Genomic DNA, 22,973 nt, shown 5'->3' with positions numbered 1-22,973 from the left:
AACTAAATGAGAATTCCTATGAAAAATATTAACAACCGACTAAAGCTATTAATTTTGGTGACCTTTATCTTAAGCACGGGCATTAGTCAGCAAGTGTTGGCTGAGCCCATGGATCATAGTCAGCATCAAGGTCAAAAATCAGTAAAGCAAGCGAAGACAATTTGTCAAAAAATTGCAGTGACATGTGGAAAAACGGTTACCAGTGCTTTTGCACCTAACGGTGACTTTTGGCGAATTTGGAGTCAACAAGATAACATTTATTATCAAATTTCACCTGATAAGGGTCAAAATTTTGGTATAGCTAAAGCTGTTGGTATAGCCAAAGAAAAGATATCAGCACGAAATGAGAATAGACCCAAAATAGCGTTTGATTCAAAGCAAGGTGTCTATTTGTCGTGGGCTTCACCGCGTGAAAAAAAATACACCGCAGATATTCGATATAGTTATTCCAGTGATTACGGTAAAACTTTTTCCACGCCTATTACCGTAAACGATGATGGTTTGCTCACGGGACATAGCTTTAATGAAATGGTAGTCAATGACGAAGGCGACGTTAGCATCGTCTGGTTAGATGGTCGTTTAAAGCAAAGGAAAGATGCCGGCAATGGCTCTGCCATTTTCATTGCCAGTGGCAACATGACAAAAGCAAAATCACAGTTTGTTAATCAAAAAGTCGTTAATGGCACCTGCGTTTGTTGCAGGTTAGCGGTGGATTATAACCAGCAAGGTAAGCTCGCTATATTATGGCGTCATATTTATGGGGATAATATCAGAGAATTTGCCATTACCACGCTAGGTGAGCAGAGTACGCCCTATCAAGTAAGTCATGATCACTGGAAAATAAACGGTTGCCCACACCAAGGTGGCGCCTTATCTATAGCTAAAGATAATCGCTATCACATGGTGTGGTACAACCAAGGCGATAAAGGCAAAGGTATTTTCTATAGCTATTCTAACGATGCAGGTAAGTCATTATCATTACCTTTAGCGGTTGGGGAACAAGCAGCACAAGCGGCTCATCCACATCTGAGTGAAAGAAAGGGTGTTATTGATATTGTTTGGACCCAATTCACAGGAACTGAACATCAGTTATGGCATCAACAATCTACCGATAAAGGCGTGACGTTTGGAATTGCTAGGGTGTTAGCAACATCGACTAAGGGTTCTGATAGACCTTTTATAGTCCAAGGACAAAACAATAGTTTTGTGTCTTGGCATCGTTTTCAACAAGGTCATTGGTTGAACCAATTATGAAAAGGCTAATGTGGGTAAAAACACTACTATTTACTAATGTAATTTTTCTTACTAGTGCGCTGCTGATGGGCACGCTATTCATTAGTGGCTTAGTTCAAGCAGAGCCTGTAGGTAATAGCTCTATTGAGTTTAGCAAAGTTCGTTTTGAACAAGTGACACAAGAGAGAAAAGGTCAAAAGTGGTTAGCGTTACTTTGGTCTGTTGACTGTCCTCCTTGTATGAAAGAACTCGCATTAGTGCAAAAGTTACAACAAAAACAGAAAAATTTAGCGGTAGTGATCATAAATACAGACACTGAAGAGAGCAGTGAGCAGGAAAGAGCCGACATTATAAAACACTTTAAACTGATGAATTTTAAAAACTTTCACTTCACACAAGGGCAGGAGGCTCAACAAAGGTACCAAGTTGACCCTCAATGGTTTGGTGAATTGCCGCGCAGCTACTTTATTGATGAACAGGGAAAGTTTCATGGAAAGAGTGGTTTAATCGCTGAAGAGCTTTTAACGCAGTGGTTATAAACACTTTAAAATTAAGAACTTGTGTGTTTTAGCGTTATTTCATTGCATGATTTTTATGGAATAGCGTTTGAAATATTTCACTAAAACTAGCGCTTATCAACCAATAATGCCATGGCTTACTCGTCATGGTCTTTTTCTTTAACGGAGCATGAGCTTTATTCTGATCTACCTGAATTTGTTCTAATATAGCTTTTTGTTTTTTTATCTCTCGTCGTACACTCGCTTCATTGGCACGTTCAGCAAACTGTTTCCTTTTTTCAGCATTCATCTGAGATAAAATACTGACCACATTGGTTGAGGTTTTACCTTTAATTTTTTGCTTTGGTTTTGGTGTACTACACATAAGTTCACCTGTGATATAAATCGAACTGATACTAAAGAAGAACCTGATACTGGGATTTATATTTCATCTACTATTGAATTGCTATAGATTATTAATCAGGATTTTATTCGCTAAGGAACCAAGCTATGACTGATAGCCCAGACCATACTGAAGCTGAGCACTATTTACTTAATAAGCCAGAAACAACATTAGAATTCCCATTCGGCGAGGAAGTTAAAGTATTTAAAGTGAAAAATAAAATGTTTGCGACGCTGGCCATTGGAAAAATGGGCAAGGGTAATAGCGAATCGTCTGAAAAAGAGGATTGGTGGATGAACTTGAAGTGCGATCCCGATGAGGCAGTTATGTTACGTGATATATTTCCATCGATTATCCCTGGCTATCATATGAATAAGCGCTTGTGGAATACAATCATTCTCGATGGCTCAATTCCACAAGGTGAAATTGAGCGCATGATAGATAACTCGTTTAAGTTAGTGGTGAGCAAAATGACTAAGAAAGATCAGCAGTCAATCCTGATACATTTTTAATGCGTTTATGTTATTACATTACTGATCCAAACTGTTTGATAAGGTGTTAATAGTATTTTTTGTGTTAATTCAGTGATTTCTTTCTTGCTAATAAGCTCAAACCAAGATTCCGTAATAATTAAATTAAGCTCACTTAATGGCAGTGTTATGGGTTGATCAGAAACATTACTGACACAAAAAATACTTTGTTTTCTGTCTTGGCTTTGTCGCCAAAAGCCAAATAGTTGTAAACCTAAATGAAGTGTAAACTGCGTCGCATTGGGATGAAAGGCTGGTTGCTTAATGCGAGTATTTAACAATGACTTTAACGTCGAGAGAACTCGTGAATGATGTAAACTTTTATTAGCGAGTGCCTCTTCTAAAGCCTTTTCTTGCCAACGACGTCGATTAATAGACCGGTTATGGTGGGTATTTGCTAATTTTTGATAGTCGTTTTGCGTACCCAACAGACTATGAATATAAATACCTGGTATGCCTTCAAGAGCAAACATAATGGCATGTGCACAAATAAAACGTTCAAAATTCCATTGATCTTTTCCATCAACCGTCCCTTGCATCGCATCATAGAGTGAGATATTTATCTCATACGCTTTTTGCTCGCCAGTATCAGAAGTACGCCATGAAATTTTACCACCAAAATTTTCTACCGTGTGCACTAAGGTATCAAGTTCATTTTCACTTAATAAACCTTCAGCCGGACGTAAACCAATACCGTCATGTGAGGCAATAAAATTAAAATATAGGGTGCCGTCTTGTGACGGAGGCATACTCATTAACCAACGTTTTAAATATAAGCAATTACCTGTGAGTAGGGTGTTTAATAGAAGGGGCGGTAATGAAAAGTTATAAATGCCGTGCGCTTCGTTAGCATTACCAAAGTACGTCAGGTTTTGGGTATTAGGGATATTTGTTTCGGTGATGATAATCGCTTGAGGTTCAGCCGATTCAATGAGAGTTCTCAATAACCGAACAACCTCATGCGTTTCAGGTAAGTTGATGCAGGTAGTACCTGTTACTTTCCATAAAAAGGCGATAGCATCTAAGCGGAATATCTTAACGCCGATGTCTAGGTACTGCCTGATGATTGACGTAAATGCCGCTAATACTTCAGGGTTACGAAAATCAAAGTCGACTTGGTCGTGGCTAAAGGTGCACCATACAAATTTTTTGCCATTACCCGTTTCAACTTCTTTGAGTAATGGTGAGGTACGTGGGCGCACTACATCTGTTAAATTATCATCGGGTAGTGCAGTGAAAAAATAATCGCTACCTTGACCTTCTCCTTTAACAAAGTTATCAAACCAAGCACTTCGGCTGGAGCAGTGGTTAATCACAAGATCTGACATCAAGTGATAGTCTTTACTGATATCTTCTATATCTTGCCATGTTCCTAAAGATTCATTGACTGAAGAATAATCAATAACGGCAAAACCATCATCTGAGCTGTAGGGGAAAAAGGGTAAAATGTGAACACTATTAATGGTATTTTCAATGGTAGTGTCTAAAAAATGCTTTAATGTTTGTAATGGCGGTTGATCTGCTTTGATAATGCTATCACCGTAGGTGATCAAAATAATATCTTCCTCGGACCATTTGTTGGTAAAAGGTTTTACAACCACCACCTCGCTTGATAATCGCATAACGTTCATGAGTCTTTGTGCAATATCATCAAATGATTGCTCAAGAGGTACATCTTTATAAATAGTCGAAAGCTGCTGAGTTAACTTATGTTTTAGTTGATCAACCTGCGGTTTCATAGTTTCGCCTTCTTTTAATACTGATAATTCTATTTTTTACTAAATTCTTCGTTATCTAATTCAACCGCTTCTTTTAATTGCGAGAGAATATCTGGGATAGCACTTACAACACGATTCCAAGACGGTATAAAAGGCGTTTCCATGGGTTGTTCTAAGAAAGTGCTTCCTGCTGTTAAGATATTTTCAGCGAACATTTCTACCGCTTTTTCTTCATTATGAATATCGAGCTTAAGTCCATTCATCATGGCGTCATTTCGATAGGTTTCCACGTAATCTAGCGCGATACGATAGTAGGTTGCTTTTAACGTTCTAAACTTTTCAGCGGTGAATGTTTCACCTTGTGTGGCGAGCTTTCGAATAAAGGCTTTACTGATATCAATCGACATTTTTGATAAGCCGCCAGCGGAGTTATCCAAAGACAAATCTTGGTGCTTATGATCATACGTTGAGGCTATATCAACTTGGCATATACGGTTCGGTGAGTAATTACGGTACATCTCGGATAAAACCCCAATTTCTAATCCCCAATCGCTTGGGATACGAATATCATTTAATACGTCTCGACGAAATGAAAATTCCCCTGCTAATGGGTATAAAAAGCTATCCATGTATTCAAGGTAATCACAATGACCCACTGTTTTTTTCAGTGCTTTAATTAAAGGGGTAACTAATAAACGAGATACGCGACCATTGATTTTTCCGTCAGCTACACGTGCATAAAAACCTTTAGAAAATTCATAATTAAACAATGGGTTGGCAACAGGGTAGAGTAACCTATCCAGTAAATCTCTTTCATAAGTCAAAATGTCGCAGTCATGTAATGCAATAGACTCAGCTTTACCTGAGGCTAAAATGTATCCCATGCAATACCAAACATTACGGCCTTTTCCTAGCTCTTTAGGGGCTAATCCGAGTGCTTGTAATTTTGCATCTATAGCTTGCAATCTCGGACCATCATTCCATAATACTCGATGATGTTGGGGTAACTGACTAAAAAATGATAAAGCGTGTTTATATTGCTCAAGATCTGCTCTGTCTAATCCAATAACAATTTCAGATAAGTATTTTACTTCCTTAACTTTATTAATAATGTCAGGTAAGGCTTGACCTTCTAACTCCGAGAATAAAGACGGTAACATCAACCCTAGAGAACGGGTTTTTGAGAACGTTAATAATTCATCTGCCATATCCGCAGGTTCACGTTGCGCCAAGTTGTGTAACGTTGTTACTGTGCCATTTTGATAAAAATCAGCCATGATTTACTCCTGAGTTAATTGAAGGTGAAAGTAGTTGATTCGCTAAAAGTTTTTGAATGGCTTCAGCCCAACCTTCCGGACCGTATAATTGGGTTTGAGTGGTTTTATACTGGCGATATAATGTGGGAAAGTCATGGACAGGAGAGCGTACTTGAACCGCTATATCTGCAGCTTCTAACATAGTGATATCATTTTCTCCGTCTCCTAAGGCAATAGTGAAAATGGAAACGTTATCGAAATGCTCGCGGTATCGCTCAGTCAACCAAATTAGTGCTTGGCCTTTATCGCAAAAATCCCCTACATGAATAAACCTTCCTCCTTGAACGACATTGACACCTAGATTAATCAATCGATCTATAAAGGCTTTTTTCGTCGGTTCATCTCCTAACCAATGAAGTGGCTCAGCAAATTGTCGTTGTTTAGCTCGTTCAGTTTCTGCTAAATTTAACCCGGTGATGTTGCATAATTCTGATGCTGATAAGGCTGAAAAACCCTGGTAGTACTGGCTAAATTCATCAGTATGTTTTGCTAATAAATTTATCCAATATTGTCTAGGTAAACTAAATGGTTTTACCCAGTAATGATCTATAACCACGGTACCCGCAGGCTGCGTTTTGAAGGTGTTTATTGGGATATATATCGCGGCGCCATTTTCTATAATGAATGGTGTCTTTAAATTGAGATCGTGATGAATTATTTCTAATTCTGCGAGTGTTTTACTGGTATTTAAAATAACTGGGATCTCAGCACTTTCTAACTGCTGAAGTGTTTTATCTGCAGCGGTTGATTGATAAGTGAAATGATCTAGCAGTGTTCCATCGAGATCACTGAAAATAAGCGTTTTCAATTTTCTCATACACTTTCCGTGATCGACATTTTTGTGATTTTACGGTCGTAATCTAAGTAGAAAATAGCATCAGCAGATTGTGAAAATGTTTTGCATCCTTGAACGCTAAGTCTTTGGAAATATTGAGTGAAATTTAGTATCTCTGCGGGAGACATAATTTTTGAATTGACTAAACCGATATTTCTATCTTTTAATTTTTGTTCTTGCTCTAAACGCCATTTATACACGCAATCAAATGAAGGCGCTTGAAGTGCTAACCAGAAATCCATTTTTTTATACAAAGGTTTATAAGCGATTTTAAGTTGTTGATTAACATAATCTCGCCATTGCCCAGTTTTATCGTATTGGCATTCAAGTTCATTGATTGGCGCTTTTAGTTGTTCTACTGTTTGTGGCTCTACGCCCCAGCACCAACCTTCCACTATGATTATATCTGCGGCTTTTTCAATGGTCGGCCATTGCTTTTCAGGATAAGGGTTATCAGTAGCTTTGTTGAACTTTTGAATAGAAAACCCTGTTTTCTTTTCCTTTAGCTGGGTTAACACATGATTAAGTTCAACAACATCATGTGTTCCAGGTACGCCTCGTGTTGCTAAAAGTGGGTGAATGTCTAGTGCTAACGACTTGCGCTTTTCACTCGAAAAATAAAAGTCATCTAAGGACATCACCACAACATTGAGTTGATACTGTGTCGTTAAATAGCTGGCAATGAAATCAGTTAGTGTTGACTTACCACTTCCTTGACAACCATTTATACCGACAAAATAAGCCTCCTTACTTTGCGAAAATCGGTTAAATATCTGATCTGCCAATGGTATGTAATATTCGTTGACTGCAAGTTTAAATTCTTCAGGTAAATTGTGTTGTTTAATAAAAGTTGAAACCATAATTTTCATCCGAAATAAAAAATACAAGTTATGGTTGTTACTTCAAGTCCTATGCCATTCCAGTCAGATCCCAATTACTTTTTATAATTCATTGTAAAATAATGATTATTTATATCAATTAGATTTGTTGTTATGTGTTTTTACTCTATTGAAAGTGCACAGTTTTAAAACAATTGCCTAATGTTGGTGCAATTAAAGAACAGTAATTAAGCAATTAGATATACACTGTTTTTTAAATAGTATGTAGAACGTGTTTTAGATAACAACATGCTACAAAGAAATATTGAGAAAGCATGATTAACTCATTGCAACAAGTCATTGCGATTGATAAAGGCTTTTAGCATGGTAAGGTTTTCAAATAGGCTATTAGAGAAACTTATCATCAGAAGTATCAAATTGCTGTGCTCACTTTTATACGGCATAAGCTACTTTTACTATAATAGTAGCGCTAATGATTACATGAATAAGAGACTATGGAATACAATCATTCTCGATGGCTCAATTCCACAAGGTGAAATTGAGCGTATGATGGATAATTCATATATGTTGGTAGTCAGTAAAATGACTAAGAAGGATCAGCAGTCTATTCTTTTGCATATAGGCAGCTAACTTCACTAAAGCCTAATACCTTTACTCGATAAAATTGTTAAAGTAGCCTTTTAAAACTACATCTTGTGAGATAGTTACTAGATTAAAATATATTTTTCATCACCACATCAAATACTATTCCTAGAATAGACATATATATTAAATAGATTGCCGAGGCTTTTCCTAATATTCTCCACCAACTCTGCTGATATACGGTTTTAAAAGCTGAAAATACATACCATATCAAATATAAGGTAGGAGGAGCTTGAAGTAGTAAAAATATCAGATGAGATTGTTCCAAAGCTTCTAAAGGCGCGATAATCATTAACATTAAATAGATTATGCTATGTAGATGCATGGAAAAAACTAAATTACCGATATAGAAGCTCTGCCGAAAAAAGAGCTGCACAATTAATGCAAATACTGGGAATAAAACAAACATTGCCTTGGAGTAATAGCTACTCATAGAGTCTGTTAATGCATAATTGGGATCGTAAACTTGATATATGCTAGATAAAAGGATGAAAAACAGAATGCTGATCGCCAAGTATAAACGTAGAGGCGGTGTATACTTTACTCGCTTTCCTTGATTAAATTCGAGCGTCAGCTGTCCCGGTTTGCTTAACATAGTGCGAAGAGTGAACCCCAATCTTCCATCAATATCTAATAATTCATGCAGCATGTCTTTGGCCACAACAAAAAATGGTCGATTAAGGCTGGCTGTACTTTGCCCACATTTTAAGCAAAAGTGAGCTGTCTCCTGAAGTTTTGTCTGGCAATTTTTACAATCCATACTTTTATCATAGAACGAAGGCGCCAAGCTATGCAACCTGTTAATTTTGAGTTAGTGGCTTTGGGTGACAATGAAATGACAGGTCTCGGTCAGGCTGATGTTAGAAAATTCGTTTATGTTGGTGGTGAGTAAAATGAGTAAGAAAGATCAAACATCCCTCCTACTGCATCTGTAAAAGCAAACTGTATTTATTTAGGCATTAATATTAGCTTTAATACTTTTCTAACCAGTTCAAAGCATGGATCCATAACACCTGAGATTTTCGACTAAAGAATTTCATATGGCCTATTTCATCTAGTGCATAGTCATCAGCAGATAAAGTGAGTGTTTCTGCCTTTATTTTTGTGAAGACACTGAGCATGTCCTCAACATTTGCATCAATCGCGATATCATCATCAGCTGCATTCACCCACATAGATGGCGTTGATAAATCGTCATATAAATGAGTATGAACTGTTTTGCCGAAGGAAGATTTTACGTAGCCTTCACTATTGCACCATTCTCGCCATTGTTGAGCGACCACTTTAGGTAAAGGCTCGCCCATACCTAACCATTGAGATTTCGTATGACCAAAAAGCGTATAACTCAATGGGATAAAGAAATACATAAAAAAGTGTGCCTTTATCGCATAGGTTCCGCTCATGTTCTTTAATTGACCGGATGAACTTGCAAAATTGAAGATGGAGGTGAAATCCTTCGCATTATGCATTAACCCAACAAGTTGACCTCCTGCACTATGTCCAATCAAATGATATTTCGTATTAGGAAATGTGGTTTTCAATTGCTCTAATACGGCAGGCATATCTTTTTCCCCCCAACATTGTAATGACGCATCACTTTTACTGACGCTTCCAATTAAAGAGCCACCAATACCTCTATTATCAAAGGTGATCACGCCATAGCCTTTTTCTGCAAGAAAAGCAGCAAAGCTCGCATAAAATTGTCTTTGTATTCCTGTCGCAGGGCCTATTAAAATTGCACCCCTCAGCGCTTCTTGTGGCGTGTAGATTGTTGCTGCGATAGCGTACTGATCTACACATATAATTTCTACTTCAGTTGAATAAAAGTTAGCCATAAAGGTGATGTTTTAGTTTTAATATTGAGCTATCTGGTATGACCACTTTACAGGGCTTATGATAAAAATCAATAGCTGGGAATATTGAGTATCGAGACATAGAAATCCCCCCTGATTTCCTAATCGTCCTTTAAGGGATATCTATAATATGACGAGTATTATCTAAATGAAAAACAGCATCTGCAGAATTTGAAAGGGTAGTACTCCCGTGCACGGTAAGCCTTTGGAAGTACTGTGTGAAGTTTAATACCTCTGCAGGCGACATGACTTTTGAATGAGACAAGCCAATGTTTTTGGCTTGTAATTTTTGCTCTTGTTCTAATCGCCATTGATAAACACAATCGAAAGTCGGCGCTTGTAATGCTAACCAAAAGTCCATTTTTTTGTAAAGCGGTTCATAACCCGTTTTAAGTTGTTGATTAACGTAACTACGCCATTCACCATCTGCATCGTGTTGTAATTCTAGGTCGTTAATTGGTGTTTGTAATTGCTCGTCTGTTTGAGATGTTACGCCCCAACACCAACCCTCTAATAGAATAATGTCTACCGGTTTTTCAACTGAGATCCAATGGCTTTGGGGACATGGTTCATCGATAGCTTTGTTGAACTTTGGAATTGAGAATCCTGTTCTGTGCTCTGATAATTGGTTTAACACCCGATTAAGGGCCGTTATATCATGCGTGCCTGGAACACCTCTAGTTGATAACAGTGGGTGAATGTCGTCTGCTAATTGATTACGCTTTGTGCTCGATAAGTAAAAATCATCTAAAGACATGACGACAACATTAAGTTGGTATTGTACGATTAAATATTCAGCAATGAAGTCGGTAAGGGTTGATTTACCACTGCCTTGGCAACCATTTATCCCGACGAAATAGGCATTACTTTTTTTGTTAAATAGTCTAACAATTCGATCAGCGAGTGGTTTGTAATGCTCTTCTACTGTTAGCCTAAATTCTTCAGGTAACTTATGTTGTTTAATAAAATCTGAAAGCATTCTTCATCCTTGATAATTAATAAATATTGTTATGGTCTTATCGATTACGTCATTTTAAATAAGCCCAGCTATTGTTTCTAAGTATTACTTTTCAGTATTGTTGAGCGTCGATATGTTTTTTTATGATAGAACGGCACAATATGAACTTATTTTGTTGTTCTTACGTAATGCTATTATGAGCTTAACCGTAGGAGTCATTATATGTTTTACTTGTTGTTCCCACCAAATGATAGTGTTTTATCCCTATGACTAATAACATATTAAAATATAAAGACTTTTTGTATGTTTTTAATTTAATACAGACCAAAGGTACTAAATTAGGGAGTGAATATGAGTTTCTGGGTATTAGAGCGCAACATGATTTTGATGGTTATACTTGTTGGTTAACCTATAAAGATCTAACCATAACTTTATTATTTCATAGCAAATTCGACGTTCAATTTGACAAAAAAGAGACCTTTAATGAGTTTTACAAAAAGATTAATTCACTGATCGCACTTAATTGATAAGTTTTGTTGATTGCTTTGAAATGCATGATGCGGATAATCGGAGATATAAAATAGTGTTAACACATAAACTGCTAGGCGTTATTTTTGACCTCGACAACACCTTGGTTTCTTCATCTTTAAATTTTGATAATATTCGAGAAGCATTAGGTTGTTCGAAAAATATCGATTTATTGAATTTTGTTGACTCACTACCGAAACAGCAAAGAATTGATGCCCATCAAGTGTTAGTTGACTATGAAATCGATGATGCCCATAGCGCTAGTAAGTTGGCGGGAACTGATGAACTCTTAGCATTATTGTCTAAACTCTCTATACCTTGCGCTATTGTTACACGAAATTGCAAACAAGCGGCTTTGATAAAGCTAAACAATAATAATATTGATGTTCCTATCCTATTAACGCGGGAAGATCACAAAGCTAAACCTGCCCCTGATGCTTTATTACATTTAGCCCAATACTGGAATACCCCACCAGAAAACTTATTGTACGTAGGTGATTATTTATATGATCTGCAAGCAGCACAAAATGCCAATACTATGTCTTGCCTTATTACTTATGCTAAAGCGCTGAGTTATGCGGATTTAGCGGATATTGTAGTGGATGATCTTACTGAGCTAAGTGATGCTATTGCACAAATATTTCCGGTTCAGGAAATGAATATTTAACCTCTATAAGTAATAAGTAATAAGTAATAAGTAAATAGTGAGGATATCTATGCAACTTATTAGTTACGGGTTGATGTTATTTACTTTTTTTACTCACAATGTGCTCGCTGCCCATGACATGCCCAATCAAATAGTACAACAGAGTTTAACAGCCACAAAAGAGTCATCAATTATGATCAACTTAACTGAGCAACATAGCGTTAATAATTGGCGCATAACTAATGATGGAGTTATGGGAGGGAAATCGGAAGGACGTTTTGTCTTCAAGCAAGGCAAAGGGATTTTTTTCGGTGATATTTCACTTGATAATAACGGTGGATTTAGTTCGGTATTTAAAGAAATTGAACCACTAGCTGAAGATCTTAAAACGGTTACTATTGATATTGAAGGTGACGGATTAACGTACCAATTAAGAATGGTAGTTAATCTCAATGGTTATCGCTTAGCGTATAAACACAATGTTGAGACCGTTGCTGGGCAAAGAGATAAGTTAACTTTTACGCTGGCTGATTTTCAAGCGTCGTTTCGAGGACGTAGTATAGATAATGCACCAATATTAAAAGCGGAAGATATTCGTGAAGTCGGGTTTTTAGTCACCAGAAAAACCGCAGGGGCATTTTCTTTATCTGTTTTTAGTCTGAACTTTTAAAGATGTTCATTAAAAAGTAAACAAATATAAGACGTTATTAAAAACTAAATAATTCACTTAATGAAGATAACAATATAAATATGAATAAGAATATAAATAAGGTAAACCCTAAATCACTTCTCCACAGTAAGTGGACCAAGGTCGATATAACGAATAAAGAAAAGCATTTTATCATTACGCTTGTTAAATTTGATGAAGACCAAAAGCTTGTTGAATGTATTATCGAGGCGGTGATGACTAAAAGCGAATACAGTATTGATTGGCGTGAATTAAAGGACATTAATAAGTGGGGAATAGGATGGCAGTAATAAGGTCGTTATATTTGTTACTATAAGCCTAAGTGCCCGAGGACTCAGATTATCGAATATGACTCAATTAAGTACCTAAGTTAACAACGATGAAAAAAGCAGGTTAATCATACCATTGCAAAAATGCAGTAATATGAAGTAAGACCACAATCTGGGTTAACCAGAAACGCATATTCATATAATCAGTTGGTTTTTTATCTTGTTTTCCTATTGAGTTTTCGTAGACAAATAACAGCATAAAGCTCAGTGCTAATATTATTAGAGCAACCTTCAGTGCAACCAGCAAACAAGCAAAGGCTATCAGACTAAAAATGTTACTGATGATATAACGTTTGTCGTGATGAGTGAGTATATCACCGCGCCATATCGTGCCAGCAATAAAGCTTAATATTACTGCACTATAAGCAACAAAGGCTTGTTTTGTGGATATCCCCCAAAGTTGTGCTTCACTACTCAAGTAAAGACAAACTATGAAGGGTATTAAACCTAGATAACCAAGTACTTTCCACGTTTTCATTTAACCTCCTTAGTGGTTTTAAGCATTATTTTATCTTTTTATATCAGTGTATTTCCTAGTTCACCGTTCAGTGAAAGTGGTACTGGTTTCTTATCCGGTTTAGCATAATTTAAGCGGGATAACCTTTTACTCGTATGGTAGCTATCTAGGCCTGAAATCATCACCGTATTTAATGACTCTATATCTATATAACCGTCACTTTTTATCGCTTCTTTATCGCAAATAATATTCGTTATCTCACCAATGACTAACAAGGTTCCATTCTGTTGAATTGGCACTATTTCTTTCAACGTTAAAGCGTATTTAAGTCGACTCTCTTTCACAAAAGGAGCCTTAATCTTGTGGATAGTTTCGGGAGTTAAACCTGTCGCTTTAAATTCACATTCACCTTCGCTATAACGAGCAGACGTTTGATGAGCTTCTTGCCAAAAATCTTCATTTACTTGGTTAATAGTAAACTGCTTGGTTTGTTGAATATTTTCTAAGGTATGTCGCTCAACACTGCAGGGACGAGTTATAAAGCCAACTAGTGCAGGTGAAGAGCCTAGGTGAAATACGGAACTAAAAATGGCTAAGTTATTTATATTATCATTACTGACTGTGCCAATAAGGTTTGCACTTTTAAATCCAGATAAGCTATTTATTACCCGTGCTTTGTAGCGTGGTGTCATCTTTGCTAGATCATTGTGATGTATATATTGCATTTAACTGGGGTCGTATAATGAGTATCGGTAGTTATTTATACGTAAAGAAATCACTTTGCGATCACCTAACGCTTCTCATGAATTATTCAGGAGTGAGATTTCTTCCTTACTTTTAACTTGTTCATCAGTCGACCAAAGAGGAAAATTTTACTGTCATTGATCTCATTCCCTTAATTGCTCGTAAGTAATATATCTACATACAGACATTACGGAAATTTACTATGAACAATATATTAAATACAGAAATGATGCCGACGATTATGGCTATCGCAGAGTCAAGCCATTACCTTGTAGGTGCTGTTGACTCCTCAAATAATTTTATTGGCTTAACTGAAGTGATAGATGTTGAAGTGCTAAATTCCTTAGCAGACGCTAAACAATATTTACGTAGTCATAATATAGTGACGGCAACGTTAGAATTTCAGTCAGCATATGATGAAATGTGCGGCACAGATACGGTTGGGTCATGTAGGCAAATTATTAACTTGTAGTAACAGTGTCAATAATACTTTCTGTCTCGTCGCGAAAATTTTCAATAGTTTATTGGCCCATATTTAGGTTATGGGACATATAGACAATTAAAAAATAATTCCTATCCTACTCTAATCAATTAGAAAAAATAACCAAGTATTAACAAGCGTTAATCTTGGTTTATAACTCTCTAAGCAATAAATAACTATTAACATGCCTTTCATCACGCTACTCAGTTACTAAGTGATTTCTTAATTGGTTTAGGGCATCTACCGAAAACCCTTCATCGTAAAAATGTACTATGCTGCCGTCTTTAGTGAGTAATACCACTCTAGCGTTATTCGGATTTTCATTTCCGGTGAAGGTTTGTACTTCATCCCCATCTTTATAAACAGTAACTACACCTTTCCATAGAGGTTTAGGGATACCTGCTCTCATACCATTATCAATAACGGTGCTGAACATTCTAGGAAATAAGCCCTGAATGGTAGGTATTTCATAAGTAGGCACGTTCGTTTCAGTCATGTCTAAACCAATTAACCATCGGTCGATATCAAATTGTGAATTTTGTTTGTAACCAATGAGTAGAAGGGTAAAGTCGTCATCAAAATCTCCGGGTATATTCATTGTCTCTTCTTCAAGTGTTTGACCACTAATTGATGGAAAGACTTGTCCGGTAATATCTTTATTAGGGTGGTTAGTGCTACACGCAGAAATTAGGCTGATGAAAAGCAATAAGGTAATTAGACGCATTTATAAGTACTCTTTGATTAATACAATTAACTACTTATACGTATCTGAATCTACTTCAGTTCACAAAAATTATATTTATACCTGTTCTTCTTGAAGATGCATGATTCAGCTGGAATTATAAACGCCTTTAGGCAAGGCATTGATTGAAGAAAATAGTCATTCTATTGTCGAAATCAATAACGTCGCTTAAAGCGTTTATAAGCCAGCCCTTGGGGAAGACTGAGCAAATCATGCGCTGAGTTACATTTAATTTTAAGGACGCTACATGGATGTAGTCTATTAGAGAATGCAGGAGCATATTCTCCTGCATGACCCTTAATAAAAAATGTGAATTGATTATGAATCGCTCAGGCTTCCTGAAACGAGCATCTTCAAGTGGAGCGGGTATATAGTAATAAATACTTTATTTTTTCAGCAGTAAATGAGCCTATTAGCTATTTACCAATTGATAGATTTACCTTGCCAGTCGAGATAACTCGCGGTTTGATCGTATGAGCTGTTTTCAACAATGGTTAACAGTTGGCTGGCAACGAAATCACAGGTGAAAAGTTTATTCGCAGGCACATTTTTTTGAAAGGGTTTTGATAACGGCGTATCAGTAGTACCGGGATGAAATGCAATTATTTTAATATTCTTATTTCTGCGGGCGATTTCAATTGCTGCAGTCTTTAGCATCATATTTAATGCTGCTTTAGATGCTCTATAACTATACCAACCGCCTAAACGGTTATCACTAATGCTACCAACTCTTGCACTAAAAACTACAATCTTACAGGGAGAGTTTCCCGTTAAGGTTGGCATTAATTGTTGAATCCATAACATTGGAGTTAATGCATTAGATGCCATTACCTGATTAAAGGATTCAACCGTTAATTCTTCTATACGCTTTTCCGGTTGAATACTTTGGTTATGGAGTATGCCGTTACAGATATAAATGCGGGTAATAGGAGCATGATTATACGTGGCTATCTCTTCAATGGCTTGTTCGATAGATTGTGACTGGTAATCTTTAACAGTAATAGTATTTACATGGCTAGTGTTTTTATCACGGTTGAGTAAGTCATAAGCGTTAACATCACGACTAATAAGAATCAAACCGGTAGTTTCACTCTCTATTAATTGTAAAGCGAGAGCTTTAGCAATATCACTATTTGCGCCTATGATCAGTGTTTGTTGAGTTATCATAACAAGTCCCAGAAATACATTGAGTGTTTGGTAAAGCAAATATTTTTGCTAGCAGCGCAGATATTTGATGACGATATTTAGCTAAGCCTAGATAAACCCAATGACTTAGTGTTTTAATTACAGGCCAATTCAATGGGGCAACCCAAAATCCTTTACCGACGATAGTCCAAGCTCTATGAGTGACTTCTAAGCCGAGTAAAACTTTCCCATTATAAAAGCCATGTAAAACTTTCATCGCATCGTCAACGCTAACTGCGGAGTAAAGCGTTGCAAAATTCTCTTGATGTATATTAACTAAGTGGATCTCATTATCGACATCGAATCTTTTTAAGTGATTCATCTCTGCCAAGCACATAGGGCAGTTACCATCATAAAATATCGTTATCATTAAATTACACCTAAATATTGCTACATTGCTGTTGGTATTTAAAACAGCTTTTGCATGATGAATTTATACGTAAAGAGTGCGCTTAACGATCACTTAAAGGTATTAACTAATAAAATCAATGATGAGAGATTTAATATATTGCGTGCGACTATTTTCAAAGGAGAGACTGTTTTGGCAAAGGTATAAGGTTTCATTAACCGTATGTTTTAAAAAATGTACTGCAATGTCGTCTTGCTTATGAAAAGCATTCACAGCATGTAGAGGTAGCACAGTAAAACCTAAACCGCGACTAACGGGTTCTAAAATTAAGCTGATTTGATTTGAAAATCCAGTACGTTCAAACTGATTGATATGTTCAAACTCATGATAATTTTCACTTAATAATTGTTGCGTATGATGCTCAGCATCAGGATGGCCGATAAAACCAAGAGCAATTAATGTTTGCCAGTTAATCACTTGAGTTTGCTTTGATGTAACTAATACTAAGGGCTCTACCGCTATTGGCGTGCTCATTAAGGTTGAGCTTTTTGTCTGCTCGGTAAGTAAACCTATATCCACCTTTCTATCGATTAAGTCTTGTTCTATGCTTGAATTTGGCGCAAACATATAATCAATAACTAATGTTGGATGGGATTGTTGTATGTCCAATAGCTGGGGATATAACTTTAAACCGACACTGCCAGGCGTGGTTATTTTTACTGTGCCTATTAAGGGATCATCATGTTTAATCGATGCTTCTATTTCTTCTGAGCTTCTTAATAAGATTTGACCTTGCTGGTAAAGCTTATCACCGGCATCGGTAAGTGAAAAAGATTTCCCTTCGCGCACAAGTAGGAAGGTATCTAGGTGCTGCTCCAGTTTCTTTATATGTTGGCTGACTCCTGATTGAGTCATAAATAACTTTTCAGCAGTTTGTGTAAAGTGGCCAATATCAACGAGGGAGCAAAATGTTTTTAACCAAACAAGATTAATCATTACAAAACGTACTCATAATTATGATTTATGATAATTGTACGTAATTTATCGTCCGTCGTAAACTACACCTATCTGAGTAACTGAGGAAAATAAAATGAGTAAAGCATATCCTAGAACATTCTCCCACATTGGGATCTCTGTACCTTCAGTAGAAAAAGCCGTTAAATTTTATACTGAAGTGCTGGGTTGGTATTTGATTATGGAGCCTACTGAAATAGAGGAAGACGATAGCCCTATTGGTGAAATGTGTACCGACGTATTTGGCGCTAATTGGGGGAAGTTTAAAATTGCTCATATGTCCACCGGCGATCGTATTGGTGTTGAACTGTTTGAATTTAAAAACCAAGAGAACCCAGAGAATAACTTTGAGTACTGGAAAACAGGCGTGTTTCACTTCTGTGTGCAAGATCCTAATTTAGAAGAGCTAGTTGAAAAAATTGTCGAAGCTGGTGGTAAAAAACGCATGGCAGAGCCTCGTTATTACTACCCAGGTGAAAAACCTTATCGTATGATTTACATGGAAGACCCGTTTGGAAATATTTTAGAAATATATAGCCACAGTTACGAGTTAACTTACGCAGCAGGCGCTTATTAAGCGGGATTGGTATTACATAACCTGAACTCTGGATAAGCAGCACTTGCTCAACTTTCCCATTTTTGTGGTTCTCATCGTTAAAACGTCGATAAATAGCCAGCTATTCATAAACTTTTGCCTTGATAACCTCAAAAATTGACACATTGATCGGACATTTAACTACGTTGTTCCTGCTAATTTTTCTGTGTTACAACCTAATCTATTGGTTTTAAATAAACATCAAGCACTCATTATCCAGAGTTCCGGTTACATAAATAATGCAGTGTTATAGCATTCACACGCTAAAAGTGTGAATGCTTACTTACCAGGTTTAATAGTCTTTCTGTCTATTTCTAATCACCGCACAGGTTATTTTATCCCAAGCTACACTATTATAACTAGCCACCATGTCATGCTCTATCTCTGCCCAAGATGATAATAGCGCTTTATCTAACTTAAACACTTCAATATAGTCTTTCTCTACGACAATAAATTGATTTTTATAAGGCAACAGCCATTTTGACGTCGGACTGTTAACCAAGGTGTTTCTAGCTTGAGAGTAATCGGCAAACCATTCATTAATAAAACCACCACAGCCTTTGGGGTAAAAAAAGCTACCCATGTTTATCATCATCAATTGCGATTTATTACCAGATAAAAGCTGTTGAGCTTCATGCCAATCTTTAAAACCTAGCTCCATTGAAACCAGTCCTAGGCAATGTTTTAGCTGTAACGCCTCGGGTGATGATATGGCAATTTTCTTTAAAGGTATTTGCATAGCTCTGACTAAGCTCGGATCTAACTTCAATGCTTTTAATAACTTCTTTGCTTGGGTTTTAACTTCTTGTAATGCATATTCCATTTTAGACCCCTACTTCAATTCAATTGTTGTATGAAATGAAAAAGTATTCGATAAAGATAGCTCAAAGCTTGCAGTAAAAGTGTTCATTGACAATAGGTTGTATGCATCACATATAACAAAGCACAGTATTAAGAAAGTGAGCTTACTGAATGTGGAAGTACATTTGCTGAAAGTAGTGAGTTTATTTTTTGCTGTTGATTTAGCTGTTTTGGGGTGTTCGGGGCAAACCCGATGATTTTCTTGAAAAGTCACAATTCAATTCCTCTAAGTAAATTGGCATTCCGCAAGGCCTACTTAGTTCGTATTGAACTGATTAATCATTGATATCAGAGTGAATTCATCTTGAGCGGAAAAGGCGTCTCTGCAACCTAGTGATGATTCTAGTGGACTCATTTTTTGAAGTCAACTTATGTTTTTCCGAGGATTAACCCATCATTAAAGACACGATGGAGTAACTTTACTGATTCTTAACGGGCCGCTGTTCTGCTTTTATTGGTGCTTAAACTGTGTGTATGACTAAAAACTCTCTGCTATTTCAAAGGTTAACAACTCTTTAGTTATGGGATGTGTAAAGCTTAAACGTTGAGCATGTAAATGAAGTCTATCAGCACTATTGCCATATAAACTATCGCCAATAATGGGCAGGTTAAGTCCATCAGGATGAGCGCAATGCATGCGTAATTGATGTGTTCTACCTGTAATAGGATATAAAAATAACTTACTGGTATTATCCTTTTCTTCAATAAGCTGCCAATGCGTTTCAGCATACTTACCATGCTCATAGCAAACCATTTGTTTTGGTCTATCATCAAAGTCACCACGAAGAGGTAAACATATCTCACCAGACGTTTTTTCTAATTTACCTTCAATAGTTGCCACATAACGTTTGTTAACTTCTTTATTCATAAACTGTTGTTGCAAATGTTTATGGGCACGTTCATTGAGCGCTAACATCAATAAACCTGAGGTAGCCATATCTAACCTATGAACAATCAAACCACCGCTCGCTTGAGGGAATTGTGTCTTAATACGTGTATACACTGAGTCTTTAATCGACTTTCCAGGAACAGATAATAAACCAGCGGGCTTATTTACCACCACAACATCTTCATCTTGAAAAACAATCTCTAGGTCTATACCTTCAGCTGGATTAATCAATAGAGGGTTTTTATCTACCTCCATACCATCAAGCATGTGACCTAAAATAGGGAGGCACTTACCTTGGCAGGCAGGGTAGAAGTGTTTGTGTTTTCTTATTTCTGATTTAGGCTGTTTTCCCCACCAAAATTCAGCCATACAAAGCGGTGTTAACTTATGTTCAAAGGCATACTGTAACAACTTTGGTGCTGCGCAATCACCAGAACCCGCCGGCGGTTTTTGCAGTAAGGTATCGGCAAAAATTTTAATTAAGTCCTTTCTCTCACCTTTACTATTTAGCATTTGATATTGTTTGAAAAAATGCTTTTGCAGTTTTGCGGAGAGCTTTTTTCTGAGATTTTTTAACGACTCTATTTCATCAGTAAGTTGCTGCAAATTACTTGAGGTTAAGCTGATCTTTGTTTGATATTGTAGCTTTAGTGCTTGCAACGATTTTTTATCCGTTACGCTGGCGCGAGATAGCGCAATGCTAATGTCTCTGTATTCATCTTCAGGTAAAACAGTAGTACTCAGCCAAGTACGTTGGTCTTTACGTGCTTTTTTATTATCCCGCATTTGCTGTTGCAGAGACTGTATTTCTTCATCAGACTTAGCGACTTCTGTCTCCAATAAAACCGTTAATCTATCAATCTCAGGATTAGCTGCGAGTAGGTTGATTTTTTTGTTAATACCATTGATTTCAACTTGTTGTTGTTTCTCAAATTCACTCTGGTTATATGCTTGATGTATTGTAGGAACAAAGTTAATTGAAGAGTCGTTGTCGATATTACGCTTATCTGTATTGCTCTCATTCGCATTGCCGGAAAGCGCAGCTAAGTAGCCAAGTGAGCCTTGAGTATCTTTAACTATTAATACCCCATACATTCTTCCTTGTTGTTCAGACTCAACAGGATGGAACTTTTCCAATTTTTGTTGTAATTCTTCACTCGCCGCTAACGCTAACGGATGTGGCTGATAACAAAAAGGGTAGGTAAACTTACCGGGAAAGGAGCCGGGTAATGAGTAGTGTGAAATATCACTGACAAAAGTGGAAAGGTAAGTTGAAATAGACTTATTAGACATAGACGTTATTGCTACAGTGGAGTAACCCTAAATAGTAACCTTGGCTTTATCATGGTTACTTTATTGACAATTGTGCGTATTCTAATCGTAATTAATATAATACGCACTTTTAAAATAACACTATTTTACCTAGTTAATAAGAAGCTAAAGTTATTTCACTGTTTCGTTTGTAGTTTTCAAATTTTTTTTGCTTAATCCGTAAGCAAAAAAAAACAGCCTTACAGCTGCTTTTCATTATAGTTTACTTACTAATACATATTTTCGGTGTAGGTAACTTTATCTAGCTCTTTAATTTATTAAATACGTTTACTACGCATACTCGCTACTATGCCAAACATTGCTAAGCTTAATAGCAGAATTGTTGATGGTTCAGGAACAGATGTTATTGTCATCAGAACTTGGAACTCGTTCGACTGTGCTTCAAAAGTTGAAAAACCTATACAACCATTATCTGCACCTACAAGTGCACAAAGATCATCATGTAGGATCGTTAAACCGGAGCCAACTTCTGTAGGTACTAATGTCAACTCGGTATTGTAGGTGTGTTCCAATATATTAAATTGTTGATTTAGAGTGCCTTTACCTTCATCAAACATAACGCCTGCTGGTAGAGAAACAATAAAAATATCATTTTCACAAAGTACTCCACCGCACATACCAGGAACGTTAGGAGTTTCAGCAAATAATATATCAAAAGCAAGCGCATTCGCTAGATTTGGCGGCGGAGGGGCAACGCCAGCAGGAGTCAGTTGTAAAAGAGTACTTAGAATCGCGGTATCTAGAACACTAGAGCCTCCCGGTATAGTAATGTTATTGTGGACGAATAGAGATGTTTGTACTTGGTCGCCACTTGCTAAATTCATTCCACTTACAAGACCGCTGCTTCCTGAAGATATATCTATATTACTTTGATCAACTTGGTTACCCCAAGCTAGATTTGTTGGAGCGCCAAACAATATGTTTGTGTCACTCGGTGTCGGAGTTCCGGTTCCCGCTGTATACGTTGCTGCTGTAAAAGCTGAATCGACAACGAAATCCCATGATGTAATTATTGGGCTAGCACTACTACTAAATGCAAAGCCCAGTGTAGAAAGTGTTAATACTGTTATAAGTTTTTTAAGTGTTTTCATTTGTTTACTCCTTGTCAGTATAAAATTAAAATACACCTTAAAATTAGTAATAAGTGAAAAAGACAACTTAAGCCATTAAGTAGATCACTAATTGATACATTCCATGTAGTGTGTTCACAGATTAAACTGCATAGAGCGCGCCAAAGTAGCTATGTGGTTAAATTGTAACCATTTTGTGTTTTAAATAAATAGAGTTATTACTCAGTCTGTAAAAGAAT

General features: G+C 36.8%; 27 protein-coding genes. 10 read left to right on the top strand and 17 right to left on the bottom strand.

Annotated features, from left to right (window positions below; all coding sequences use genetic code 11):
* Positions 1-18 precede the first annotated feature (18 nt).
* Positions 19-1,254: a sialidase family protein gene (locus tag CXF79_RS03100; RefSeq protein WP_232769066.1), complete on the top strand. Its 1,236-nt coding sequence runs from the start codon at positions 19-21 to the stop codon at positions 1,252-1,254.
* A complete protein-coding gene (locus CXF79_RS03095) occupies positions 1,251-1,772 on the top strand; it encodes a TlpA family protein disulfide reductase (RefSeq protein ID WP_101153920.1) in 522 nt (173 codons plus the stop codon). Before CXF79_RS03100 ends, CXF79_RS03095 begins: the two co-directional genes overlap by 4 nt.
* A gap of 34 nt (positions 1,773-1,806) precedes the next feature.
* Here CXF79_RS03095 and CXF79_RS03090 read toward each other — a convergent pair whose 3' ends face one another.
* Entirely contained in the window at positions 1,807-2,115 is a 309-nt protein-coding gene (locus tag CXF79_RS03090; RefSeq protein WP_101153919.1) for a hypothetical protein, read from the bottom strand.
* Positions 2,116-2,240: 125 nt separating this feature from the next.
* Here CXF79_RS03090 and CXF79_RS03085 point away from each other — a divergent pair, with 125 nt between their 5' ends.
* On the top strand, positions 2,241-2,645 hold the full coding sequence (locus CXF79_RS03085; protein ID WP_101153918.1) for an MmcQ/YjbR family DNA-binding protein: 405 nt from the start codon (positions 2,241-2,243) through the stop codon (positions 2,643-2,645).
* A gap of 5 nt (positions 2,646-2,650) precedes the next feature.
* Here CXF79_RS03085 and CXF79_RS03080 read toward each other — a convergent pair whose 3' ends face one another.
* Genes CXF79_RS03080 through CXF79_RS03065 form a run of 4 tightly spaced genes read right to left on the bottom strand, consistent with a single transcriptional unit; the run spans position 2,651 to position 7,392 of the window.
* Positions 2,651-4,402, bottom strand: coding sequence for an alpha-amylase family glycosyl hydrolase (locus CXF79_RS03080; RefSeq protein ID WP_101153917.1), 1,752 nt, complete (start codon positions 4,400-4,402; stop codon positions 2,651-2,653).
* Between the two features lie 29 nt (positions 4,403-4,431).
* Positions 4,432-5,658, bottom strand: a complete 1,227-nt coding sequence (locus CXF79_RS03075; protein WP_101153916.1) for a glycosyl transferase — start codon at positions 5,656-5,658, stop codon at positions 4,432-4,434.
* Positions 5,651-6,514, bottom strand: coding sequence for an HAD-IIB family hydrolase (locus CXF79_RS03070; protein ID WP_101153915.1), 864 nt, complete (start codon positions 6,512-6,514; stop codon positions 5,651-5,653). The genes CXF79_RS03075 and CXF79_RS03070 overlap by 8 nt, the downstream gene beginning before the upstream one ends.
* Entirely contained in the window at positions 6,511-7,392 is an 882-nt protein-coding gene (locus CXF79_RS03065; RefSeq protein WP_101153914.1) for a kinase, read from the bottom strand. Before CXF79_RS03065 ends, CXF79_RS03070 begins: the two co-directional genes overlap by 4 nt.
* Positions 7,393-7,851: 459 nt before the next feature.
* Between CXF79_RS03065 and CXF79_RS23480 the strand changes: the two genes are divergently transcribed.
* Positions 7,852-8,001, top strand: coding sequence for an MmcQ/YjbR family DNA-binding protein (locus tag CXF79_RS23480; protein ID WP_187148286.1), 150 nt, complete (start codon positions 7,852-7,854; stop codon positions 7,999-8,001).
* 82 nt (positions 8,002-8,083) lie between these two features.
* On the opposite strand, the gene CXF79_RS03055 is transcribed toward CXF79_RS23480, so the two are convergent.
* From CXF79_RS03055 to CXF79_RS03045, 3 genes are all read right to left on the bottom strand, one after another.
* Positions 8,084-8,773: a DUF3667 domain-containing protein gene (locus tag CXF79_RS03055; RefSeq protein WP_101153913.1), complete on the bottom strand. Its 690-nt coding sequence runs from the start codon at positions 8,771-8,773 to the stop codon at positions 8,084-8,086.
* A gap of 211 nt (positions 8,774-8,984) precedes the next feature.
* Positions 8,985-9,848, bottom strand: a complete 864-nt coding sequence (locus CXF79_RS03050; protein ID WP_101153912.1) for an alpha/beta hydrolase family protein — start codon at positions 9,846-9,848, stop codon at positions 8,985-8,987.
* A 130-nt stretch (positions 9,849-9,978) separates the two neighbouring features.
* Positions 9,979-10,845, bottom strand: a complete 867-nt coding sequence (locus CXF79_RS03045; RefSeq protein WP_101153911.1) for a kinase — start codon at positions 10,843-10,845, stop codon at positions 9,979-9,981.
* Between the two features lie 245 nt (positions 10,846-11,090).
* On the opposite strand from CXF79_RS03045, the gene CXF79_RS03040 reads away from it, so the two are divergent.
* From CXF79_RS03040 to CXF79_RS03025, 4 genes are all read left to right on the top strand, one after another.
* Positions 11,091-11,351 carry a DUF3081 family protein gene (locus CXF79_RS03040; RefSeq protein ID WP_101153910.1) on the top strand — a complete coding sequence of 87 codons (261 nt, stop codon included), beginning with the start codon at positions 11,091-11,093 and terminating at the stop codon, positions 11,349-11,351.
* 56 nt (positions 11,352-11,407) lie between these two features.
* Complete coding sequence (locus tag CXF79_RS03035) at positions 11,408-12,019, top strand: HAD family hydrolase (protein ID WP_198560026.1); 612 nt, start codon at positions 11,408-11,410, stop codon at positions 12,017-12,019.
* Positions 12,020-12,068: 49 nt separating this feature from the next.
* Positions 12,069-12,668 carry a CIA30 family protein gene (locus tag CXF79_RS03030; RefSeq protein WP_232769065.1) on the top strand — a complete coding sequence of 200 codons (600 nt, stop codon included), beginning with the start codon at positions 12,069-12,071 and terminating at the stop codon, positions 12,666-12,668.
* A 92-nt stretch (positions 12,669-12,760) separates the two neighbouring features.
* Positions 12,761-12,976, top strand: coding sequence for a TIGR02450 family Trp-rich protein (locus CXF79_RS03025; protein WP_101154022.1), 216 nt, complete (start codon positions 12,761-12,763; stop codon positions 12,974-12,976).
* 103 nt (positions 12,977-13,079) lie between these two features.
* On the opposite strand, the gene CXF79_RS03020 is transcribed toward CXF79_RS03025, so the two are convergent.
* Both CXF79_RS03020 and CXF79_RS03015 read right to left on the bottom strand, forming a co-directional pair.
* A complete protein-coding gene (locus tag CXF79_RS03020) occupies positions 13,080-13,493 on the bottom strand; it encodes a DUF3429 domain-containing protein (RefSeq protein ID WP_101153909.1) in 414 nt (137 codons plus the stop codon).
* 38 nt (positions 13,494-13,531) lie between these two features.
* Positions 13,532-14,197 (bottom strand): flavin reductase family protein, encoded by a 666-nt coding sequence (locus CXF79_RS03015; RefSeq protein WP_101153908.1) that lies wholly within the window; start codon positions 14,195-14,197, stop codon positions 13,532-13,534.
* A 221-nt stretch (positions 14,198-14,418) separates the two neighbouring features.
* On the opposite strand from CXF79_RS03015, the gene CXF79_RS03010 reads away from it, so the two are divergent.
* The gene (locus CXF79_RS03010; protein ID WP_101153907.1) at positions 14,419-14,688 is read left to right on the top strand and encodes a DUF6482 family protein; all 270 of its coding nucleotides are present in this window, start codon (positions 14,419-14,421) and stop codon (positions 14,686-14,688) included.
* Between the two features lie 208 nt (positions 14,689-14,896).
* Here the strand turns inward: CXF79_RS03010 and CXF79_RS03005 are convergent, their stop codons facing one another.
* The 4 genes from CXF79_RS03005 to CXF79_RS02985 all read right to left on the bottom strand — a co-directional run bounded on the left by CXF79_RS03005 (position 14,897) and on the right by CXF79_RS02985 (position 17,969).
* Positions 14,897-15,421 carry a hypothetical protein gene (locus tag CXF79_RS03005; protein WP_101153906.1) on the bottom strand — a complete coding sequence of 175 codons (525 nt, stop codon included), beginning with the start codon at positions 15,419-15,421 and terminating at the stop codon, positions 14,897-14,899.
* A 438-nt stretch (positions 15,422-15,859) separates the two neighbouring features.
* A complete protein-coding gene (locus tag CXF79_RS02995) occupies positions 15,860-16,606 on the bottom strand; it encodes an SDR family NAD(P)-dependent oxidoreductase (RefSeq protein WP_101153905.1) in 747 nt (248 codons plus the stop codon).
* Positions 16,569-16,994 carry a thiol-disulfide oxidoreductase DCC family protein gene (locus tag CXF79_RS02990; RefSeq protein WP_101153904.1) on the bottom strand — a complete coding sequence of 142 codons (426 nt, stop codon included), beginning with the start codon at positions 16,992-16,994 and terminating at the stop codon, positions 16,569-16,571. The genes CXF79_RS02995 and CXF79_RS02990 overlap by 38 nt, the downstream gene beginning before the upstream one ends.
* Positions 16,995-17,096: 102 nt before the next feature.
* Positions 17,097-17,969: a LysR family transcriptional regulator gene (locus CXF79_RS02985; protein ID WP_011041392.1), complete on the bottom strand. Its 873-nt coding sequence runs from the start codon at positions 17,967-17,969 to the stop codon at positions 17,097-17,099.
* Positions 17,970-18,063: 94 nt separating this feature from the next.
* Between CXF79_RS02985 and CXF79_RS02980 the strand changes: the two genes are divergently transcribed.
* Positions 18,064-18,564, top strand: a complete 501-nt coding sequence (locus CXF79_RS02980) for a lactoylglutathione lyase family protein (protein ID WP_011041393.1) — start codon at positions 18,064-18,066, stop codon at positions 18,562-18,564.
* A gap of 310 nt (positions 18,565-18,874) precedes the next feature.
* Here the strand turns inward: CXF79_RS02980 and CXF79_RS02975 are convergent, their stop codons facing one another.
* From CXF79_RS02975 to CXF79_RS02965, 3 genes are all read right to left on the bottom strand, one after another.
* Complete coding sequence (locus tag CXF79_RS02975; RefSeq protein WP_101153903.1) at positions 18,875-19,405, bottom strand: hypothetical protein; 531 nt, start codon at positions 19,403-19,405, stop codon at positions 18,875-18,877.
* Between the two features lie 516 nt (positions 19,406-19,921).
* Positions 19,922-21,625, bottom strand: a complete 1,704-nt coding sequence (locus CXF79_RS02970; RefSeq protein WP_101153902.1) for an RluA family pseudouridine synthase — start codon at positions 21,623-21,625, stop codon at positions 19,922-19,924.
* 296 nt (positions 21,626-21,921) lie between these two features.
* Positions 21,922-22,755 (bottom strand): THxN family PEP-CTERM protein, encoded by an 834-nt coding sequence (locus tag CXF79_RS02965; protein ID WP_101153901.1) that lies wholly within the window; start codon positions 22,753-22,755, stop codon positions 21,922-21,924.
* Positions 22,756-22,973 lie beyond the last annotated feature (218 nt).

The organism is Colwellia sp. Bg11-28 (assembly GCF_002836245.1).
Taxonomy (GTDB): Bacteria; Pseudomonadota; Gammaproteobacteria; order Enterobacterales; family Alteromonadaceae; genus Colwellia; species Colwellia psychrerythraea_A.
This window is presented reverse-complemented; position numbering and strand designations above follow the sequence as displayed.

Coding starts and splice junctions, on each gene's coding strand:
- CXF79_RS03100 (WP_232769066.1), top strand. CDS start 19: ATGAAAAATATTAACAACCGACTAAAGCTATTAATTTTGGTGACCTTT.
- CXF79_RS03095 (WP_101153920.1), top strand. CDS start 1,251: ATGAAAAGGCTAATGTGGGTAAAAACACTACTATTTACTAATGTAATT.
- CXF79_RS03090 (WP_101153919.1), bottom strand. CDS start 2,115: ATGTGTAGTACACCAAAACCAAAGCAAAAAATTAAAGGTAAAACCTCA.
- CXF79_RS03085 (WP_101153918.1), top strand. CDS start 2,241: ATGACTGATAGCCCAGACCATACTGAAGCTGAGCACTATTTACTTAAT.
- CXF79_RS03080 (WP_101153917.1), bottom strand. CDS start 4,402: ATGAAACCGCAGGTTGATCAACTAAAACATAAGTTAACTCAGCAGCTT.
- CXF79_RS03075 (WP_101153916.1), bottom strand. CDS start 5,658: ATGGCTGATTTTTATCAAAATGGCACAGTAACAACGTTACACAACTTG.
- CXF79_RS03070 (WP_101153915.1), bottom strand. CDS start 6,514: ATGAGAAAATTGAAAACGCTTATTTTCAGTGATCTCGATGGAACACTG.
- CXF79_RS03065 (WP_101153914.1), bottom strand. CDS start 7,392: ATGGTTTCAACTTTTATTAAACAACACAATTTACCTGAAGAATTTAAA.
- CXF79_RS23480 (WP_187148286.1), top strand. CDS start 7,852: ATGAATAAGAGACTATGGAATACAATCATTCTCGATGGCTCAATTCCA.
- CXF79_RS03055 (WP_101153913.1), bottom strand. CDS start 8,773: ATGGATTGTAAAAATTGCCAGACAAAACTTCAGGAGACAGCTCACTTT.
- CXF79_RS03050 (WP_101153912.1), bottom strand. CDS start 9,848: ATGGCTAACTTTTATTCAACTGAAGTAGAAATTATATGTGTAGATCAG.
- CXF79_RS03045 (WP_101153911.1), bottom strand. CDS start 10,845: ATGCTTTCAGATTTTATTAAACAACATAAGTTACCTGAAGAATTTAGG.
- CXF79_RS03040 (WP_101153910.1), top strand. CDS start 11,091: ATGACTAATAACATATTAAAATATAAAGACTTTTTGTATGTTTTTAAT.
- CXF79_RS03030 (WP_232769065.1), top strand. CDS start 12,069: ATGCAACTTATTAGTTACGGGTTGATGTTATTTACTTTTTTTACTCAC.
- CXF79_RS03020 (WP_101153909.1), bottom strand. CDS start 13,493: ATGAAAACGTGGAAAGTACTTGGTTATCTAGGTTTAATACCCTTCATA.
- CXF79_RS03015 (WP_101153908.1), bottom strand. CDS start 14,197: ATGCAATATATACATCACAATGATCTAGCAAAGATGACACCACGCTAC.
- CXF79_RS03010 (WP_101153907.1), top strand. CDS start 14,419: ATGAACAATATATTAAATACAGAAATGATGCCGACGATTATGGCTATC.
- CXF79_RS03005 (WP_101153906.1), bottom strand. CDS start 15,421: ATGCGTCTAATTACCTTATTGCTTTTCATCAGCCTAATTTCTGCGTGT.
- CXF79_RS02995 (WP_101153905.1), bottom strand. CDS start 16,606: ATGATAACTCAACAAACACTGATCATAGGCGCAAATAGTGATATTGCT.
- CXF79_RS02990 (WP_101153904.1), bottom strand. CDS start 16,994: ATGATAACGATATTTTATGATGGTAACTGCCCTATGTGCTTGGCAGAG.
- CXF79_RS02985 (WP_011041392.1), bottom strand. CDS start 17,969: ATGATTAATCTTGTTTGGTTAAAAACATTTTGCTCCCTCGTTGATATT.
- CXF79_RS02980 (WP_011041393.1), top strand. CDS start 18,064: ATGAGTAAAGCATATCCTAGAACATTCTCCCACATTGGGATCTCTGTA.
- CXF79_RS02975 (WP_101153903.1), bottom strand. CDS start 19,405: ATGGAATATGCATTACAAGAAGTTAAAACCCAAGCAAAGAAGTTATTA.
- CXF79_RS02970 (WP_101153902.1), bottom strand. CDS start 21,625: ATGTCTAATAAGTCTATTTCAACTTACCTTTCCACTTTTGTCAGTGAT.
- CXF79_RS02965 (WP_101153901.1), bottom strand. CDS start 22,755: ATGAAAACACTTAAAAAACTTATAACAGTATTAACACTTTCTACACTG.